This is a genomic window from Salinibacter grassmerensis, from assembly GCF_947077765.1.
In the GTDB taxonomy this organism is placed as follows: domain Bacteria; phylum Bacteroidota; class Rhodothermia; order Rhodothermales; family Salinibacteraceae; genus Salinibacter; species Salinibacter grassmerensis.
In genome coordinates this window covers 379,304-398,318 of the sequence record NZ_CAMTTF010000003.1, presented here as the reverse complement: position 1 = coordinate 398,318, position 19,015 = coordinate 379,304, and the positions used below count along the sequence as shown (strand labels likewise).

Here is a 19,015-nt window from a genome sequence, read left to right as displayed (position 1 = left end):
GTGATGTCAAATAGACAGTCGGGTATATGCCCTGCATGCGCGCGATGTTGTCCGGAATAGCTGAAAAGCCTGCAACAGACTGCCCGGAGACAGGCTCGTGCTGGAAGGGCTAGCACGTTGAACCGTCGTCCTCGACGTAACAGGCGTCTGATTGAAATCGATTCCAGTCGGCCATCAGATCCCGTAGATTCTGCAGGTGTGACCGAAGGGCCGATTCTCCGGTTACGACCTCGCCGTCGTCGTGCAGGGCGGGAAGTTCAGAGATAGTCCCGGAGAGGGCGGTCTCTTCGACGTGCTCGACCTCGTGGGCGATAACCATCGTGTCGAGGGCCTCTTCGATCTTGTCGGCCCACGGGTCAACTGGACGGCGGTAGAGGGTGACCATAAGACCTAAAGTTGGATGCGTCTATGTGAAAGCATCAAGTACATGTATACACGTGCCAGTCGGGCAGGTGATCGCCGGGACACGACAAGAAGTTTATCCATGAGCTTCCCAGTTCCCGGGCAACTCGTGTACCGAGGCCCCGTTTCTCCCTTGCTTTCGCTTTCATCCTTTGCGCGTGCTGTGCCCATGGATCCTGACCGTCTTGAACTCTCCCCCGAAAAAATGCGAACGCTGGGCTACCGGGTGGTGGATCTCCTGGTAGATCACTTCGCAAACGGCGACGACGAATCGCTGGGGGAGGCGCCGTCGCGGGAGGAACTGGAGAGCCACTTCCGAGAGGCCCTTCCGGAAGAGGGAGCCTCCCCCGAGTCCGTCCTCGATCAGGTGGAGGCGGACGTATTGCCGAACACGATGCGGGTGGACCATCCCCGTTTCTTCGGCTTCGTGCCGGGCCCGAACAACTTCGTCGGCGTGCTCGCCGACATGCTGGCGTCGGGGTTCAACGTGTTTTCGGGGACCTGGATTTCAGGCGCCGCCGCTGCCCAAATCGAGCTAGTGGTAATCGAGTGGCTGCGCAAGCTCTGTGGCCTTCCGGAGACCGCCGGGGGGCTGTTCACGAGCGGCGGGTCGATGGCGAACGTAACGGCCCTGGCCGCGGCCCGCCACGCCCAACTGGACGACGACGTGACGGGGGCCGTCGCCTACTGCTCGGACCAGACCCACACGTCGGTCGACCGGGCCCTGCGGCTGCTCGGGTTCAGTCCCGACCAGCTCCACCGGGTGCCCTCCGACGATCAGTATTGCCTTGATCCCGTGGCACTGCGGGAGGCCGTCGCGTCCGACCGGGCGGCGGGGCGACGCCCCTTCTGCATCATCGCCAACGCGGGCACCACCAATACCGGTGCCGTCGATCCGCTGCCCGCACTGGCGGACCTGGCCGACGCCGAAGACCTGTGGCTGCACGTGGACGGGGCGTACGGGGCGCCGACGGTTGTCTGCGAGCGGGGGCAGCAACGGCTCGGCGGCCTCGACCGGGTCGATTCGCTGACCCTGGATCCGCACAAATGGCTTTTCCAGCCCTTCGAGATTGGGGGCGTACTCGTGCGCGACGAGCAGCACCTGCGGCGCGCCTTCCGGCTGGAGGCGGAATACCTGGAGGACGCGGTGGGGGAGGAGGACGAGGTCAATTTCTCGGGCTCCGGCATCCAGCTCACGCGCAGCTTCCGTGCACTCAAGCTCTGGATGACGCTCAAGGTGTTTGGCCGCGAGCACGTCGCCACTGCGGTCGACCTTGGCTTCGAGCGGGCCGAGCAGGCCGAACGGCTTCTCCGAGATCGATCCGCGTGGACGGTGGTGACCCCCGCCCAGATGGGCATCATCACGTTCCGCTGCGAGCCGGACGGGTGTACGCCCGACCAGGTCGACGCGCTCACGCGCCGCCTCATCTCGGCGATGAATGAAGAGGGGGAGGCCTTCCTGACGCAGACGACGCTCGACGGGCGGCCCGTCCTCCGACTCTGTCCCATTAATCCCCGGACGACGGCGGAAGACCTCGAGCAGACGATTGCGCGGCTCGATGCCCTCCAGGCCGAGATGCACGCCTAGTCGCGTTCCTCCGCGAGACGCAAATCTGATGTCCCGACACGGGGGATGCTCCTGCGAGACGTGTGCGCCACGACGGGCGAACACTTCGCGAAGGACGGGGGCGGGGTCCCTTTCGTCACACTTGCGTTCAAACCGATAGGAGAGGGGCCCGTACCTATCCGGTGATAAATCAATTCCTCGCTTAACTCCCAGTCCACCGTGAAATTGTGGTCGTACCAGGGAGCCGTCCTTGGGGCGTGCACCCTGGCCTTCTTCGCGACGATGGCCGCTCGGCTGGCCATCAGCCCGGTCGTGCCTGCCATCGGCGACGCGTATGGAGTGTCCAACAGTGCCATCGGCCTGGCCCTCACGGGCATGTGGATGGCGTACGCGGCCTCGCAGTTTCCGAGCGGGTTGTTGGCCGACCGATACGGAGAGCGACGGATCATCCTCGTGGCGGTGGGGGGAACGGCGCTGGCGAGCGCGCTGGTGGCGATGGCCCCGACCTATCCCGTCTTTCTCGCTGGTGCGATCGTGTTGGGGGGCGTCGCTGGGCTTCACTTCAGCGTCGCCACGTCGTTGCTGACCCGAACCATTCCGAACACCGGGTCCGCGATTGGGCTCCACACCGCGGGGGCGCCGGTGGCGGGGGTGCTGGTTCCGCTGGCCGCGGGAAGTGTTGGGGTGTGGCTGGGCTGGCGGTGGGCCGTGGCGGTAGGGGCCGTCATCGCGCTGCCGAGTGCCCTCCTCTTCGGAATGGTGGTTCGCCCCATCGCCCCGGTGCGCCCCGACGAGTCGCCCTGGAGTCGCCTTCGCCTCGGGCCGTTGCTCGAACTGCTCAGCCGTCCGCCCATCGCGCTCACGGCGGGGCTCTCCGTCGTGGGGGCGTTCGTGTGGCAGGCCACTGCCTCGTTTCTGCCCGCGTTCCTCATCGAACATCAGGGCTACGGCGAGGCGGCTGCCGGGGCGCTTTTTTCGGCATACTTTGTGGTGCAGGGGCTCACCCAGCCGCTTCTGGGCACCCTCTCGGACCGAGTGGGCCGGTATCCGGCCGCCACCGCCGCCGTGGGGATCGGGGTGTTCGGCTACACCGGGCTCGTCCTGGGAGGCGGGCTGTGGGTGATAGCGGGGGCGACCCTCTGTGCCGGATTGGCGATGGGATGGGGGGCGGCCCTGCTGCCGAAGTTCATGGACCATTTGGGGGAGGAGGAGCGAAGCGCGGGCTTCGGGCTCATCCGGACGGCCTACATGGTGCTCGGGGCCAGTGGCAGCGTCGTCACCGGAGCGGTGGCCGACCTGTTGGGGTGGGGCCCGGCCTTTCTCGCCCTGGCGGGGCTACTGGGGGGAATGTTTCTGGTGCTCCTGTACGGAATGCGACGCTCTCAGACGGAGACGACGCAGCGGGTTGCGTCCTAAAAAGCAGGCTGCTCCTGCACACGACCGTGCATCCTGTGCGGGGGGAACTCATACGACCGGTCGCATCTGCATTCAATTCCTCTTTGCTCTGTTGATCTATGCCCCTTGACCCCGACGACTACGACGTTCTCAGCTTCGACTGCTACGGCACCCTCGTCGACTGGGCCGATGGCATCTCCACGGCGCTGCGGCCCATCCTCCGCGCCCATGACGTGGAGCTCGACGACGACGAGCTCTTCCGGCACCACGAGGAGTTCGAGCGGGACGTGGAGTCCGGCAGCTACGTCCCGTACCGGGAGGTGCTGGGGCGCGTCCTGCGACGGTTTGGGGACCGGTTCGGATTTACCCCGACCAACGTGGAGACGGAGCGCTTCGTCGGGTCGGTACGAAACTGGCCCCTCTTCCAAGATACGAACGACGCCCTCCAGCGGCTGAGCGAGTCCGTTCGGCTCGCCGTGATCTCGAACGTGGACGACGACCTCTTCCACGACACGGCCCGTCACATCCCCGTGGACTTCGACGACATCATCACGGGAGAACAGGTGCGGGCCTACAAGCCGGCGCTCGACCCCTTCGAGACGGCCTTCACCCGGCTCGGCGTGCCGCCCAACCGGCTTCTGCACGTCGCCCAGAGCGTGTACTACGACGTAAACCCTGCGGGACGGATTGGGGTCGACTGCGTGCGGGTCCGCCGCTACGGCGAACGGTTCGACCCGCCAGCTCCACAGACCGATCCGGTGCACACGGTGCCCGACCTCGCGACGCTTGCCGATGAGTTCCTTGGCTGACGACGACTGGCATGCTCGCGGTCCGGCGTGTGCGTCGGTCCCCACTCGCATTGCCGCGAAGCCCTCGTCGCTCAGGGGACGCCTGCCACATGAGGCAGGTCCACCGTGCGACGAGCCGTGGGCCGTCAGTAGGCGTACTCGAAGAGCAGGTTGAACTGCAGGGACTGTTGGTTGCTCCGGGAGCGGAGCTGGAGGTAGTTGTTGAGCTGATATTCGAGGGTGACGTCCGGGATGAGGGCCGTCGACTGCGTGGATGTCTGCGAGGTGGGGGCGAGCACGGGCTGCTCGATCGACGCGAAAAAGCGTGGGGTGAGGTAGCGGCCCACCGTGAGGTACGAGGCGCCCTCGGTGCGCACATCTAAGCGAACGACGTCCAGCCCCAGCTCGCTGGCCGCAAGGTTTTCGACGAAGTTGGACGCCTGCCCGAGGGCGACCTGCGTGGCGAGGCTTCCGCCCTCCGAATTGCCACTGAGGAGCGCGTCGGCCGGGCGCCCGGTGGCCAGGTAGGAAAAGATGTTGCGCGTGCTCATGGTGGGCTCCGACGAGAGGGAGGGAGCGAGGTTGTCGGGGCGGCCCGAGAGGGAAAGGGTAATGCGCACCTCGGAGCTCTGGCTACCGCGCGCTCGCTGATCGTACACCGCCGACAAGTCGAGGTACGGGGTAAACGGATCGCCATTGAAGGTAAGTGAGCCCTCTGTAATCTGGAATTCCTGTCCGAACTGACGGAGGGTGCTCCGCCGTTCGAGAACGTCGATGGTCCCGAAGACCTGAGGGTCCTCGAGGGGAGACTTCTGCACGTCCAGGTCGCCGGTAAACTGCACGTTCATCTCCGGGTTGCTGCTCGAGCGGAGCCACGTGTTGTTCTGGATCTGGACGGTCAGGTCCAGGGCCATGGCGTCGTAGGCGTCGAAGGTGGTCGTGTCGGCCGAGGTGAGGCGGAGCCCAAATCGCTCTTCGAGGGTCAGCTGGTCCTGCGCCGTCAGCTCCACGGCGCCCATGGCGGCGGCGCTCTCGGCGAGGGCCTCGGCGTAGTAGACACTCGCGCCCTGTACCTGCAGGCCGCCCGACAGCACCGGCCGGCGCACGGTCCCGCGGAGGGTCATGTCGCCGTTGATCACGGCCCGTCGGTAGGCGGTGGTGTTGATGGCGAGAAACTCGGAGGCGTTTAGCGTGAGGTCGTACTCGCCGACCGTGAGCTCCGGGAGCGAGATGGTGCCGTCGGCCCGCATCGAGCCGCCGTTGGTGGTGCGGAGGCGAGCGCGTTCAAGGGTCAATTCGTCGTCCGACAACAGAAGTCGTGCGGTGCCCCCTTCGTACGTTGTGTTGAGGGTTGGGATGGAGGCGCCTGCGCCGGTCACGGAGGCGGACCCTGAGAGCGACGGGCTGCCGAGGGTGCCCTGCACTCTAGCGTCGGCGGTAAGGGTGCCCGTCACCGAGCGGATGGTCGTGGGGTCGAAGAAGGGGTCCACCCAGTCGAGGGGAAACTGGTCGGTCGAGGCCTCCAGGCGGACGGGCCGGTCGGAAACAGAGGCAGGGGTAGGGGCCTGGAGGCGCAGGTCGGTAGGGACCGAGCCGTTCACCGTCAGGACGCTGCCGTCCTGGTGGGTGAGGCGCGCATCGAGGTCCGCGGTCAGATCCTCGTAGCCCACGTCCAGCTGAAGGGTCCCGACCTCCCGATCCTCGGACCGAATGTCGAGGTCGAGCGAGCCGTCGAGGACCGGGGCGGACGCCTCCCCGGTCAGCTGAAGGCGCCCGGTCGCCGCCCCGCCGAGGCCCGACAGCCCCAGCAACGGGGCGATGCCGCGGAGGCGGACCTGCTCGAACGTGGTGTTGAACTCCTGCGTCCCGCTCGGGTCCACGACACCACTGGCCTCGATGCGTTGCGTGCCGCTCTCCAGAGCCAGGTCCCCCACCCGGTACGCATCGCCGATCGTGATCGAGGTTGGTCGGCGCAGTGCCCACTGGTCGGGGCCCAGCCGGGCCGTCAGCGTCTGGAGGTCGATCGTCGTCGAGTCGGCCGTCGGGCGGATGTCTGTGTCAAACTGTACGCGCCGTTCGGCGTCCAACTGCGCGTTCGTCGACAGATGGATGTGGGTGCCATCGTAGTCGGCCTCGATGCGGGTCCGGGTGGCCGCAAAATCGAAGGCCGAGAGGTATCCGACGGTCCCCGTGACGGTCAACTGATCCAGGAGCTGAGTGGTGCCGCGCCGCCCGGCGAACAGGGCTGTGGCGTCGCTGAGCCGCATGTCGTCGTAGATGAACCCGTCCACCTCCACGGTGCCGTCGAACCGCTGCGCCTCGGCCGAGCCGTAGACGTGGGTCGTCAGGCGCCCCGTGCGGAGTTTTAGGGAGGACAGGCTGGTCAGGCGGCGGAGGGGAGCGATGTCCGTCACGCGGGCGTCGAGGTCAAAGTCCGACGACCCCGCACCCGGGGTTAGGGCGATGGGACCCTGGCCGTGTCCCGCACCCACGTTGGACTGCACCCCGAGGGTGTCCACCCGAAAGAGCCCCTGATCGAGGCGGCCCGTCACCTGCGCACTGCTGAGGCGCAGGTCGCCGACGCGGATGGAATCGGCGGCGAAGCGGGTCGATGCCTGCAGGCTGTCCGGGCGGAGGCCCCGGCCTTGCACCCGCCAGTCAGCCGTCTTGAGGCGGGCCTGTGTGGAGTCGACTCCTGCGAGGGCGCTCAGGTCCAACGACCGGGCGGTCGTCCGGAGCGCGTAGGTTGGGGTCTGGGCGAGACTGTCAAGGTGCCCCCGAAGTTGCAGGGCCCCGCCGGCGAGGCCGAACTGTCCGTCCGCTGCCACCCGGCCCTGTTCCGTCGTCACGGAGAGACGCCCGTCCGCGGACGCCTGATTGACGGTGGAGGGGCGGAGCGTCAACTCCGAGTCCAGGTCAAGCTCGGAGAACTGCGCGCCTCGAGCATCCAGGGCGAGGCGTCCCGAAAGGGCCGTGTTCAGCGACGACAGCCCGGCGAGGGCGCCCACGTTTAGGTTCTTAAAGCCCCCGTCCTCGATTCGGTAGGAAGGCACATCGTCGAACGGGCGGGCCCGGAGGGGAATCTCGACGGCTCCTGCTGGGGTGTCCAGACCGAAGGTGGAGCGGAGGTCGCCGTTCTGCAGCGACGCATCCAGCGACGCCGACGTGATGGGCTGCCGGTTCACACGGGACGTATCGAGGGTGAGTCCGACGTCCAGGGAGAGGCTGTCGGGGCGCGTGCCCCGAAGTTGACCCTGAACCGTCCCGTGGAGGGCACTCGACTGCGTCGAGTCCTGCAGGAACGGGCCGAGGTCCACGTTTTGGAAGCGGCCCTCGGTGAGGGCAAACGCCGGACGGGACGCGAAGGGGCGGGCGCTGGCCGCGAGCGTCCACGCACTGCCATTCAGTTGAGCGGAAGCGTCCGCGGTCAATTGGCCGCCGCGAAGGCGGGCGCTGGCCGTGATCGCGGAAAGCTGATGCGGCCCGTAGTGCGACTCTTGGACGGCAAGGGTGGCCCGCCCGTCCATCGTGCTGGGGGCGAAGCCTTGCCCCTCACCCGTCAGGGTGGCCGTCACGCGGCTGTCGGTCGTATCGCCGACCAGGGCGGCCAAGTTCACGTCCTCAAGGCGTCCGGTTTCCAAAGTGAAGCGCTCCGACCCATCGAGGTCGGAATGCCCAGCCACGCGAAGATGACCCGTCGGGAACCGGACCGTCCCGTCCGCGCGGACCTCCTGCGGCCGCAGTGCGGCCGTGAGGCGCCCCGACTCAATCACCTGCGTGCCGAGGCGGGCGTCTTGAAGGCGCACGTCGGCGTCGTACGTGGCCGTGTCCGTCGTCATGGACTGGCCCTGCACCTGGGCCGTGGCCGTGAGGGATCCATCGATTCCTGCGTCCGGGGCCACGGCCGCCAGTGTCAGGTCGCGCACCTGCGCACGCAGATTCATGGAGGGAGCTGCATCAAGAGGACGGGCGGATCCGCTGACCGAGAGCCCGATGTCGTTCACCGACCCCTGTAGGTCGAGGTTGGCGGTCCCGTCCCGGACGGTGGATTCGAGGATTACGTCGGAGGCCTCCACGTCGTAGAGGCGCGTGTCGGTGACCGACGCGGACAGGTTCCCGTCGAGGGAGTCGACCGCGGGCCCCTCCAAGGCGCCCAGAACGGTGGCCGTAATCCTGTTCTCCGCGGGGTCGGATTCCCCAATCAGGCTCGTCGTGAGGCGCTGTGCCTGCGCGTCGATCCGATACTTCAGCGAGGACGCGCCGGGAGGAGACGTGACGTGGGGGGTCGCCGTCGCCTCGGCAGTGAAGCGCCCCCCGCCGTCCCGGACCGCCACGTCCGTCGTGAGGGTCAGCCGCTCCCCCGAGCCGGTGAGTCGGGCGCGAAGGTCGAGGGCCTCCTCTGGGTCCACCTCCAAGAACGGAGCGAACGCCGTGAGGTCCCCCAGGACGAGCGGGTCGGCCCGGAGAGAAAGCGCCACGTCGTCCAGCGAGTCGCTGGGGGCGGAGGGCAGGCGCGCCGTGCCGCCGCCCCGAACGGCACTGCGGGCGGAGGCCAGCCGCAGCGTGTCGAGGGTCACCTGTTCCTCCGACAGTGCCCCGCGGGCCGCCAGCTGCAGGTCCGTCGTATCGGTGGGCAGGCGGGCGCGCAGTCCGAGCGTGTCGAGCCGTCCGCCCATCGAGAACCCGTAGTAGAGATCCTGAGCGCGGACCGTGAAATCTTGAATCTGGGCCGTTGAGTCGCGCCCCTCGGCGTAGAACTGGGCCGCAAAAGCCCCCGTCGACACTTGAAGTTGGTCCACCTGGACGGGGAGCGACGCGCTCGTGTCTTCGGGGGCGGGCGCCGAGGCGGGCAGGTGTCGCGCCCAGTCCCACGTCGAATCGGCAGCCTGGCGCATGGTGGCCGAGGGCCCGTGGACCGACACCGCCGTCAGGTGAAGCCGGCCCTGGAGCAGGGCCGGCAGGCGGTACTCCGCCGTCAACGAGTCGACGTGCGCCATCGAAACGGGGGCGGCCCCGCCAGAGTCCGGACGCGTGAGCGACACATCCGTGAGACGGAGCGACTGCACCCAGTTGCCCGACGCCCGTTCGACGGTCAGGGTGGTCTGCGGCAGGGGGTTGGCCTGGCGCGCAAGGAACTGCGCCGCCGCGGTGGCCCCTGTTTCCGTCTGCAGTCCAATCAGCACGAGGCCCACGACCACCACGACCGTGCCGGCCACACCGCCTACGCCCCAGAGCAGGTAGCGGCCCCACCGGCGGAGGCGCGAGCCGGAGGGGGCATCGGCAGACGTGTCGGATGCGGACTCTGGCGAATCGGGGTCGGGGGCCACGACGAGGGGGGAAGCGGGGAGAGAAGACGGGGTGCAGGACGGTCGAAGGAGAGGTCAGAACGACCGGCCGATGCCGAAGTGAACGCGGAACCGGCGGAGGGAGCGAGTGTCGATCTCCGACAGTGGCGTCGGGTCCTCAGCCGTGACCGCTGGGCCCACGTCCTCCGCCGCGCGCAGATCCAGCGCGTCGGGGGTGAGCTTGTACGCGAGGTCGATCCGGAGGAACCCGAACGAGGTCTCGTAGCGGAGGCCCGCTCCCGTCCCCACTAAAACCTGCGACGGATCCGTGCCGATCGGGGTGCCATCCGGGCCCGAGATAATAGACGGGGCACTGGGGGGCGGCGTGAGGTCGAGAGAGCCCGACGTGACGTAGGCGCCGTCGAGAAAAGCGGCGGTGCGCCAGTTCGCTCCAAGGCCGGGAAGTGGGAACCGAGCTTCCAGGCTCACTCCCACTTTGCTCTGGGCCCCAATTGGGCGGTACGCGAAGCCTTCGCGGAGGACACTGGACTCCCGGAGAACCTTCCCGCCCGCGAGACGAGAGGACCATCCCCGGACGTCACTTCCCCCCCCGGCGTAGAAGAAATTATCCGAGAAGCGGTTCTGGTAAATGAGGTTTTCGCGTTGCTCCGTGTCGGACGGGGTGTCCGGCACGGTCAAGTTGTCGAGGCTCTCGCCGAATGGCCAGGTCGCCCCCACGAAGACACGGCCCGCCAGCTCCACGTACGAGGACACCGGGAGGTATCCACTCAGTTCAGTGCTTACCTGTGCGAACTCGACTCCGGACCTCAGAAAGACTCCGCCCAGCTGCACGGTGGGCCGGACGATGTATCCCTTCGTCGGGTTCAGAAAATCATCCGCGTCGCCGAACGTCCCGTTCAACGTGAAGATGCTCTTGTTGAAGAGATCGTCCTCACCGGTGAGGGCCGCGTTCGGGCGCTCCGGATCCCCGGTCCCCGTCACCAAAAACTGCTGGGTGCGGGACACCGAGTGTTGGAATGAGAGGGTGCGGTAGGGTAGGAAGTCGTACACCAGCGTCGACTCGAGCCCAAACTGGCGTTCGTTGAGATCCAGGGGCCGGGAGGGGTTCGGGGCGAGGGCCGGGTTCAGGCGCTCCTGCACGAATGGGGAGAGGGAACCGGAGAGGTCCTCCGAGAAGAGGAACGGCTGGCGGAGGGTCACCGACGCCCGAAACCGCCGGCTCAGTTCCTGCGATGACGATCGGGCCAGGAAGCTGGGAAGAAATTCCGGCACGTTTTCGGGGTATCCGGTCTCGGCGGTCAGGCTTGCCAAAAAGGTCCGGGCGTTTCCGAAGAAGTTGCGGTGACGCCAGCTTCCTTCCGCCGTCACCCCTGAGCGCGTGTCGTATCCGACCTCACCGGAGTAGCTCCGAAGCTCGCGTTCCCGGACCCGATACCGGACCGTGGCCGTGCTGTCGCGAGGCTGGCCCGGCACGTCGGCCAGGGCAACCCGAAAGAGGTTCAGGTCGAACAGCTTCTGCTGCCCCTCCGTCACGGCGTCGGCGGAAAACCGATCGCCTACGGAAAACGGCAATTCCCGGAGGATGATGGAGCGGTCGACCGACTCGTTGCCCGCCACCTGGATGTCAGAGAAGACGGCACGGGGCCCCGGGTCGACCGAAAAGCGCAGGTCCGCCGCGTACTCGGTCGTGTCGACCGAGGCGGACGACTGGACCCGGGCGAACGCAAATCCGTGGTTGCGGAGCCATCCCTGTACCTCGTCTTCGATTTGCGTCCGCTCGAAGTCGGTGTACCGTCCGCCGATGCCCGCCTCGTCGCGCCGAAACGCCACCCAGTCGCCCCGCAGGTCCTTGGGTAGGGTCGTCTCGAACGGGACCCGGCTCGTGGCTTCTAGGAATTCGGTGTCACGGATCTGGAGAGAGGGCCCCTCCCGGACGGTGAAGATGACGTGGATCCGGTTGCGCGAGGAGTCGAGTTGGGAGGCCGGATAGTCGATGTCCGGCGACGGGAATCCGTTCTGCTGGTAAAACTGCCGCAGGCGAACGACGTCTTTCTGAAGCACCACCGGATCGAAGGGGGGATAACGCGTCTGTAGGCCCGGAAGGAACGAGAGCCGGTTGCGCAAACGCGTGAGGGTCCCGGGGGCCATGGTCCCGATCTGTTCCCGAAGCCGTTCCGGGTCGAAGGTCTGCTGGTCCGCAAACTGGAAGGAAATCTCTTCGACCGACGTGTTGACGTCGGCGGCGCGGAGCGGGGCCTGGGCGAGGGTCCGGGGCGGGCCCGCGGCCAGGGCGGAGAGCAGTAGCAGCAGCAACGGCACGAGAGACCGCCCGGTGTCCGAGGCGGTCACGGAAGAAGACAACACCGTGGTCGAATGAAACGATCGGTTGGTGGTAGTGCGGCAGAAGGGACGGAGCCTACGAGGTCGACGGGGAGGAGGAGGGGGAAGATCCCGAGGGGGCGGATTCGGACGCGGAGGTCCGGGACGGAGGGAAGGGAAGGGCGGAGCTGTCGGGGTTCGTTTTGGGGGAGCTTTCCTCCGCGGAGTCCTCCTCCGCCCCGTCGTGGGGGGACAGGCCCAGTTGCGTCGGCAGTTCTGTTCCGGGCAGCTCTCCGGCGGTCACGTGCCGGTGCTCCTGAAGGGACGCCACGACGGCCCCGATCATGAGCACCACGCCGGAAAAGTACACCCAGAATACGAATGCAACGATGAGTCCAAACGTGCTGCCCAGTGCCTCGGTCCCGGTCCCGTACCCGACGTAGGTTGCGTAGTAGGTGAAGGCCTGCTTGGCCGTTTCCCAGAGCACTGCGGCGAGGAGGGCCCCTGCGAGGGCGCTTCGCTTCCGGGGAGATGGCTGGGGCACCAGGTAGTAGAGCTGGAAAAACATAGCGGTCGTAAGCAGGAGGGGGAGCAAGAGGCCGGTAATCCAGATGGCCCGCCCCCAGAGCCACTGCGCCCACTGCTCGGAGCCCAGTAGCTGCCCGATGATTACCTCGTCCACGAACGACGGAAGCGATACGGAGAGCCCGACGCTCAGGAGGAAGAGAACCCCGACCTGAACGACCATCCGGACGTCGAACAGGTACCCCCAGAAGAGTGAGCGCTCCTGGTGCCAGTCCTGTTCGAAAGCGTTGCTGACCGCGATCCGCAGGGTGATGAAGAGGGACATCGCCGACAGAAACAGGCCGATGCCGCCGATCCCGACAATCGTCGCGCTGGCATCCTGAAGCTGGGTCAGGAAGTCGATGAGCTGCTGGCTCTGGCTGCCTGGCAGGAGCTCCCGGATGAACCGTGAGACGGCCGTGAATGCGTCTTTTCCCTGCAACACCCGGCCGACGATGCCCGTGGCGAGAATGATGATGGGAACGATCGTGACCAGTACCTTGAAGGCGATGGCCTGGGCCCACAGAAAGACATTCTTCTCCGAGAGCTCCAGGTACAGGCCGACGGCGTAGTAGATCACGTCCGTCCAGAGGGACGACAACGTCTCCTGCACAGAGACCGGAAGGTCGGACCAGGAGGGCATGGGGGCCGAGAGTGGGCGCAGGGTCTACGAGGAGGCGTCAAAATGCCCGTTTATACCCGGTAGGCCGCGGTCGTGATTCCTCCTGCATGTGCCGGGCGGTGTAGCCACTGGGGGTCAGTTGAAGATCGGCCAGAAGACGCCGAATCGGAATTGCTGGGGCGGAAGGGGATAGACCGGCGTCACAAACGTCCCCGGCTGCAGTTGGGTGCCGGCCTGTACGTTCTGGAACGTAAAGAAGAGCGTCGCGCTGCGAAACTGCACCTCCGCCCGCACATCGACGGTCCCGCTCGGACCGATGCGCCCTCGGGAGGTCGTGGGGAGAGAGGAGGTGCGAGGGGGCACGACGAGGCGCCCCGTCGGAGGGTGAAACCATCGGCTGTTCATGACGCCCCATCCCCGGCCCTGTACGTAGAGGTCCGTCGTCAGGTCGTTGAAGAGGACGAACCGCGCCCCCAGCCGTGCCCGGCCAAATGCCGTGGGCAGGGTGCGGGCGAGGCGAGTGTGGAGGCGAGACGCGTCGGCGTTCAGGGTCTGCAGGAGTGTGCCGTGACCGGTGGCGTATAGGCCCCGCCGTGCGTCCTCGCGCCATCCCAGCGACGCCGTGGCCCCCACCCGCTGGACGGGGGAAGACGTGCGGCGGGCGGCCACCGCATCGGTGAGCGTCGTGAGATCAGATTCCTCTGGCGGCGCGGCGTACAGGTCAACGGCGTTCCGAATCCGATGGGCAAACCCCGTCACGCCGACGTTGAAGGGGCCGAACTGCGTGCGAGCCCCGACCGTGCCCGCCAGTACACGGTCGGCGACCCCGCCGCGCTCTCCAGACAAGGGCTGAACGTGCGACGCGAACCCGTCGTCCTCGATCCAGGCACTTCGCTGTCCGGTGGCCGTCACGGAGGCGGACAGCCGGACGGGCCCGGCCGGGTGCCGGACCCGGGCCGTGACGGACGGGTAGCGCTGCTGGGACGTGAGGTGGCCGCCCACGTTGAGCATCAGGTCGGAACGCCCGAGGCGAAGGGAGTCCCGGAGGAGGACGTGGGCGGCGCCCCGCCGTCCGTTCAGGGACGGCAGGTTGGTGTCCCCAACTCGCCACAGAGACCCGCGGAGGTGTGCCGTCAGGTGATGAGGGCCGGCCCGCAACGACTGTCGGGCCTGGACGTGCCCGCCGGTGACCGGGGCAGTCCAGGTCGTGTCGGTGTTCCCCCCGGCGGAGCGGACGTCGAAGGTGTGAGAGGTCCAGCGGGCCGACACGTCTGTGGGCCGGGACAGCCCCGGCACCAGCGGCCCCTGTAGGCGCACCGTGAGGTCGTTGCGGGTCGTTTTCCGTCGATCGTCCGGCCGGCGCACGTTGGAGGCGGAGAGTGGAAGCGCGTAGATGGACCTCCCGGAGGTTTGGGTAGCGCCGCCGTGGGCCCCGATGCGGTAGAGCGTCGACCGGTCCGACAGCTCGAAGGTCCAGTCGTTTGTGAGGTAGCGAAGGCGTCCCCAAATGCGCCGCTCGGTCCGCAGGGCGCTGCCGTCGTAGATCCCGTCGGCCTTCCGGCCGCCATACCCAAACGTCAGGTGAAGCACCCCGGGCGGCCCGAAGAGGTCAAGGCGTCGCTTTTGGGAATGCCCCACCTCAATCGCGTGAAGCCCGTCCCGGTCGAACCGGTACCGCAGCTCGGTGATCGGGCGCTTGGGGGCGTAGGTCCGCCACGCAGTGTGCACGCCGACGGCACCGCCCCCCGGATCGAGGCCCGTCCGGGGCGGGTCTAGGAAGGAGGGCGGCAGCAGCTCGAACCGGGGGCGGCCCGTGAGCGGATCGTCAAAGGGGAAGCCCTCCGACCAGAGGTGCACCCGGTGGGGAGCAAGGCCGCGTGGGCTCCATCCGTGGGGCCATCCGTACTCCCCGAGGTCGTAGAGGAAACTTCCCGGCTGCTCGGCGAGCATCATTTCCACGCTTACCTGAGGACGCCGACCCGGCAGAGAGTCGGAGCGCACTCGGCCGTACAGCGGGGCAGGATCCGGCAGGGGGCGAAGGGATTCCTGGCGGGTCGCGGTCGTGTCGGGCACGCGGCGCGCAGTAGCTGTGTCGGCGGCTGGGCGCCGAAGCGTATCCTGTGGGGCGGCGTCGGTCGAGTCCGTCTGTGCCCGTGCACTCTGGACCGGAATCAGCGCGGCCCCCAGCGCCACGCCCACGACGACGAGGCCGAACAGTGAGCGCAATGCCGGGCGGAGGGCGGAAGGCATGACCGCTACGCATCAGAATCGTGGACGACCGAGGGACCGATCACTCGTCCGGAAACAGGCCGAAGAGCCGGCTCTCGATCTGGTTCAGCACCGTCCGTCGGTCTCCTTCCTCCCCCACGAAGTCCAGCTCGTCCACGTCGATGATGAGCTTGGGGCCACGCTCGTAGTTCGCGACCCACTCCTCGTAGTGTCCCTGTAGACGCTCCAGGTAGTCGATGCGGATGGTCGACTCGAATTCCCGCCCCCGATCCTGGATGTGGTCGACAAGGGTGGGCACCGACGCCCGGAGGTAAATGAGCAGCGACGGCGGCTGGAGGTAAGACGTCATGATCGTGAACAGGTCCGTGTAGTTGTCGTAGTCCCGAGCACTCATGTGCCCCATCTCGTAGAGGTTGCGGGCAAAAATGTGCGCGTCCTCGTAGATGGATCGATCCTGCACGACGGAGGTGTCTCCCTCCTCAATCCGCTGCAGCTGCTCGAACCGTTTGGACAAAAAGAAGACCTGCAGGTTGAAGGACCACCGACGCATATCATTATAAAAGTCGGCGAGATACGGGTTTTCGTCGACCTGCTCGAACACTGTCTCCCACCCGTAATACTCCCCGAGTACTTTGGTGAGAGCCGTCTTTCCGGCACCGATGTTGCCGGAGATGGCTACGTGCTTCGGAGCGGCGGGTGCGTCCGCGGGGGTGTCGTTCATGGAAGAAAAAGTCGTGCCTCAGTCAATCGAACCGCGTAGCAATCTAGCAGGACCGAGGCAAAATCGACACGGCGCCCCGATCTTTTTTGTGCAAAGACAAGGAACGGCCCCAGTCTCCGAAAAACGCCTCGCCGGACCCGACGCACAAGAGTATGCGCCGGGCGCGTCGAGGCCTCGGAGGGAAGGTTAGGCCGAGGAGGGAGCGGCGGCGCGAACCCAGGCCACCTCCAGCCGAAACGGGCCTTGCTGCTCGTCGGCAATCAGAAACCCGATCGTCCGGACCTGGGTGGGGGCGAACGAGGGGGCGTCCGAGACCTTCGTGCCGCGGCGATACGGGGTCAGGGTGTTGAACGGCACCTCGAGAGTTGTCCACTCCGTTGGTGGAGCGAGACGGGTCCGATAGCTAATCGAGCGGCCCGCCTCCGTGTACGCCGTGAACCAGTAGTGTTTGTCATCGCCCCGCAGGCGTAGGCGTAGGCCCTCATGGTCGCCCAGGTCGTAGGAGTCCTCTGGCGCCCGCACCGACGCGAAGCCCCCGCCGTGATCCAGCGACACGGTGCCGGTGAAGACAGCGTGGTCGTCCGCGGCGACGAACGCACTCTCGGAGACGCCGCCCATCACTGGGTCGTCGACGTTCCGCCACTCGCCCGGGTCGTCGGGCGGGGCGGACGAGAAATCGAAAAGGGACGAAGGAGGCATGTCGGATCGGTCAAATGGTGGGCCTGGAGGCCGGACGGGCCTTCGCGTGATGCTGCCACTCCCTGCGCCGCACACTGGCGGAGGCGCTACTCACCCCAGAGGCCAGATTGCGTGTACGGACTCCCCTCCATGGTCCAGGCGGCGCCTGCGAGATAGCGATAATTCTGGTCGAGATTGTCGATGGTCTCGATTTCATCCGTGGACAGGTCGAGGTCCGCGGCGGCCAGGTTGTCCTTGATGTGAGCCGGGGTGGTCGACTTTGGTATGACCACCGTCCCCCGATCCACGCCCCACTGGAGGAGCACCTGTGCCGGGGACACGCCGTGATGGTCCGCGATCTCGTTGATCGTGGGATTCGCCATGAGCGTTGGCTCGTCGTCCGCCTTCATGGCGTCGGGGCGGTCCCCGGAGCCGAGCGGCGAGTAGGCAGTGATCGGAATGTTGTGCTCGTCGGCGAACGACACCAACTCGGGCTGGGGCAGGTAGGGATGCATCTCCACCTGGTTCATCTCCGGCCGGACCTCACCCTCGTCCAGAAGCATCTGAAGCTTGGGCACGTTGAAGTTTGAGACGCCGATGTGGCGGGCGAGGCCGTCTTCCTTGAGCGCCTCCATCGCGGCCCAGGTCTCCGTCAGGGGCACCTCCTCCGGCGACACGAAGTCGTCGGGCGACTCCGGAAAGTCCACGTCGGGCTGCAAGGCCACCGGCCAGTGGATGAGGTACAGGTCGAGGGCGTCGAGCTGGAGGTCCTCCAGGGTCTGCTCGAGGGCGGGCCGGACGTCGTCCGGGTGGTGGGCGTTGTTCCAAAGCTTCGAGGTAACCCACACGTCGTCCCGCTGGGCCACGCCTGCCTCGAACGTGTCGCTCAGGGCCTCACCAACCTCGGTTTCATTTTTATAGATGGGGGCGCAGTCGACGTGGCGGTAGCCGGCTTCCAGGGCCGTCGTCACGGCCTCGTAGACCTCGCCCGGTGGAGACTTCCAGGTGCCGAGGCCGATCATGGGCATTTCGTCGCCATTCGCGAATGAAATGGACTGCATTTGTGGCGTCGCTGGTTGTGTTCGGGGAGCATCGAGACGTGAGACCGTCACTATGAAGTAAGCACCCCCCTCAAATGATTCTCGCGTCCGGAAGGCCCGGGCCAGTCTCTTTGGGTCTTCAAGGGACGGCTCGGGCGTGGTTCAGTAAACCGTTATGCACGGAGGACCGAGCGGAGGGCGCCCACAAAGCGGTCAACCTCGGCCTCTGTGTTGTAGTAGTGGACGGATGCCCGGACGAGCTCCGGCAGGGCCCGTGCTTCGGCGTCGAGACGGGTGGAGCTGGGCGGGGAGACCGCGGTGTTGACGTCCCGCTCTCGAAGTCCCGCCTGGATTGTGGAGGCGTCCTTCTGCTCGGCGCTAAACGTGGTGATGCCGCAGCGGACGTCCCCCTGGTCGTGGACCGTTACCCCGGCCACGTCGGCCAGCCCGGTCCGAAGGGTGCGGGCGAGATGCCGGTTGCGGTCGAAAATGGCGTCCAGCCCCTGGTCGAGGGCATAGTCCACCGCCACCCCGAGGGCCACCTGCCCGGCGACGTGGCTCTCCCAGTTCTCAAACCGACGGGCGTCCGGGTGAATTTCGTACGCGTCGGGGGCGGTCCAGGTCGCGGCGTGGAGGTCGAGGAGGGGCGGCTCGATGCGCTCGATCCAGTCGTCCTGCACGTACAGGAAGCCAGTGCCCCGTGGCCCGCGCAGGTACTTGCGCCCCGTCGCCGAGAGCATGGTGCACCCGAGCTCGTCGACCGGAAGGGGCATCTGTCCGGCGGACTGGCACGCGTCGAGCAGGAAGGGAACGTCCGCGTCGTCCGCCACCGCCCCGACTTCCTGTGCCGGGTTTACGAGTCCCCCATTGGTCGGAACGTGCGTGAGCGCGATCAACGCCACGTCGTCGTCCATTCGCGATCGGAGCGCGCCGGTGTCCACCCGACCGTGCTCGTCGTGGGGAAGCACGTCGACGGTCGCGCCCGTCCGCTCCGCCACCTGGAGACAGGCGATGTGGTTGCTCGCGTAGGCGGAGGCGGAGGTCAGAATGCGGTCGCCGGAGTCGAACGGAAGGCCGTAGAAGGCCATGTCCCAGGCCCGCGTCGCGTTCTCCACGAGGGCCACCTCGTCGGTGTCACACCCCAGCATCCGAGCAATAGACTCGTACGTGCGGTGGAGCTGCCCCTCGGCCTCGGCCGCCGCCTCGTACCCGCCGATGGTGGCCTCCCGCTCAAGGTATGTGATCTGCGCGTCGAGGACGGGCTGGGGCGGCAGGGCCGCCCCGGCGTTGTTGAAGTGCAGGACGTGATCGGTGCCGGGCGTCTCGGCGCGAAGCCGGTCGGGATGCATGGATGCGGGGGGGCGTCCAGGAAACGGTGATCTTG

The 19,015-nt window shown here is 66.9% G+C and carries 12 protein-coding genes; 3 read left to right on the top strand and 9 right to left on the bottom strand.

Features of this window, described 5'->3' with window-relative positions; translation table 11 throughout:
- Positions 1–109 precede the first annotated feature (109 nt).
- The gene (locus OJB03_RS08945) at positions 110–385 is read right to left on the bottom strand and encodes a hypothetical protein (RefSeq protein ID WP_263786647.1); all 276 of its coding nucleotides are present in this window, start codon (positions 383–385) and stop codon (positions 110–112) included.
- 186 nt (positions 386–571) lie between these two features.
- On the opposite strand from OJB03_RS08945, the gene OJB03_RS08940 reads away from it, so the two are divergent.
- From OJB03_RS08940 to OJB03_RS08930, 3 genes are all read left to right on the top strand, one after another.
- Entirely contained in the window at positions 572–1,990 is a 1,419-nt protein-coding gene (locus OJB03_RS08940; protein ID WP_263786645.1) for a pyridoxal phosphate-dependent decarboxylase family protein, read from the top strand.
- 198 nt (positions 1,991–2,188) lie between these two features.
- Complete coding sequence (locus OJB03_RS08935) at positions 2,189–3,385, top strand: MFS transporter (RefSeq protein ID WP_263786643.1); 1,197 nt, start codon at positions 2,189–2,191, stop codon at positions 3,383–3,385.
- Positions 3,386–3,483: 98 nt separating this feature from the next.
- Positions 3,484–4,173, top strand: coding sequence for a haloacid dehalogenase type II (locus OJB03_RS08930; RefSeq protein WP_263786642.1), 690 nt, complete (start codon positions 3,484–3,486; stop codon positions 4,171–4,173).
- A gap of 125 nt (positions 4,174–4,298) precedes the next feature.
- Here the strand turns inward: OJB03_RS08930 and OJB03_RS08925 are convergent, their stop codons facing one another.
- From OJB03_RS08925 to OJB03_RS08890, 8 genes are all read right to left on the bottom strand, one after another.
- Positions 4,299–9,479 (bottom strand): translocation/assembly module TamB domain-containing protein, encoded by a 5,181-nt coding sequence (locus tag OJB03_RS08925; protein ID WP_263786641.1) that lies wholly within the window; start codon positions 9,477–9,479, stop codon positions 4,299–4,301.
- 54 nt (positions 9,480–9,533) lie between these two features.
- Entirely contained in the window at positions 9,534–11,807 is a 2,274-nt protein-coding gene (locus OJB03_RS08920; protein ID WP_263786640.1) for a BamA/OMP85 family outer membrane protein, read from the bottom strand.
- Positions 11,808–11,874: 67 nt separating this feature from the next.
- The gene (locus OJB03_RS08915; protein WP_263786638.1) at positions 11,875–12,984 is read right to left on the bottom strand and encodes a YihY/virulence factor BrkB family protein; all 1,110 of its coding nucleotides are present in this window, start codon (positions 12,982–12,984) and stop codon (positions 11,875–11,877) included.
- A 114-nt stretch (positions 12,985–13,098) separates the two neighbouring features.
- Complete coding sequence (locus tag OJB03_RS08910) at positions 13,099–15,213, bottom strand: putative porin (RefSeq protein WP_263786636.1); 2,115 nt, start codon at positions 15,211–15,213, stop codon at positions 13,099–13,101.
- 40 nt (positions 15,214–15,253) lie between these two features.
- Positions 15,254–15,913, bottom strand: a complete 660-nt coding sequence (locus OJB03_RS08905) for a deoxynucleoside kinase (protein ID WP_263786633.1) — start codon at positions 15,911–15,913, stop codon at positions 15,254–15,256.
- 186 nt (positions 15,914–16,099) lie between these two features.
- On the bottom strand, positions 16,100–16,612 hold the full coding sequence (locus tag OJB03_RS08900; RefSeq protein WP_263786631.1) for a CIA30 family protein: 513 nt from the start codon (positions 16,610–16,612) through the stop codon (positions 16,100–16,102).
- Positions 16,613–16,698: 86 nt separating this feature from the next.
- Positions 16,699–17,652 carry an aldo/keto reductase gene (locus OJB03_RS08895; protein ID WP_263786630.1) on the bottom strand — a complete coding sequence of 318 codons (954 nt, stop codon included), beginning with the start codon at positions 17,650–17,652 and terminating at the stop codon, positions 16,699–16,701.
- Between the two features lie 152 nt (positions 17,653–17,804).
- Positions 17,805–18,980: an aminotransferase class V-fold PLP-dependent enzyme gene (locus OJB03_RS08890; RefSeq protein WP_263786628.1), complete on the bottom strand. Its 1,176-nt coding sequence runs from the start codon at positions 18,978–18,980 to the stop codon at positions 17,805–17,807.
- Positions 18,981–19,015: the final 35 nt, after the last annotated feature.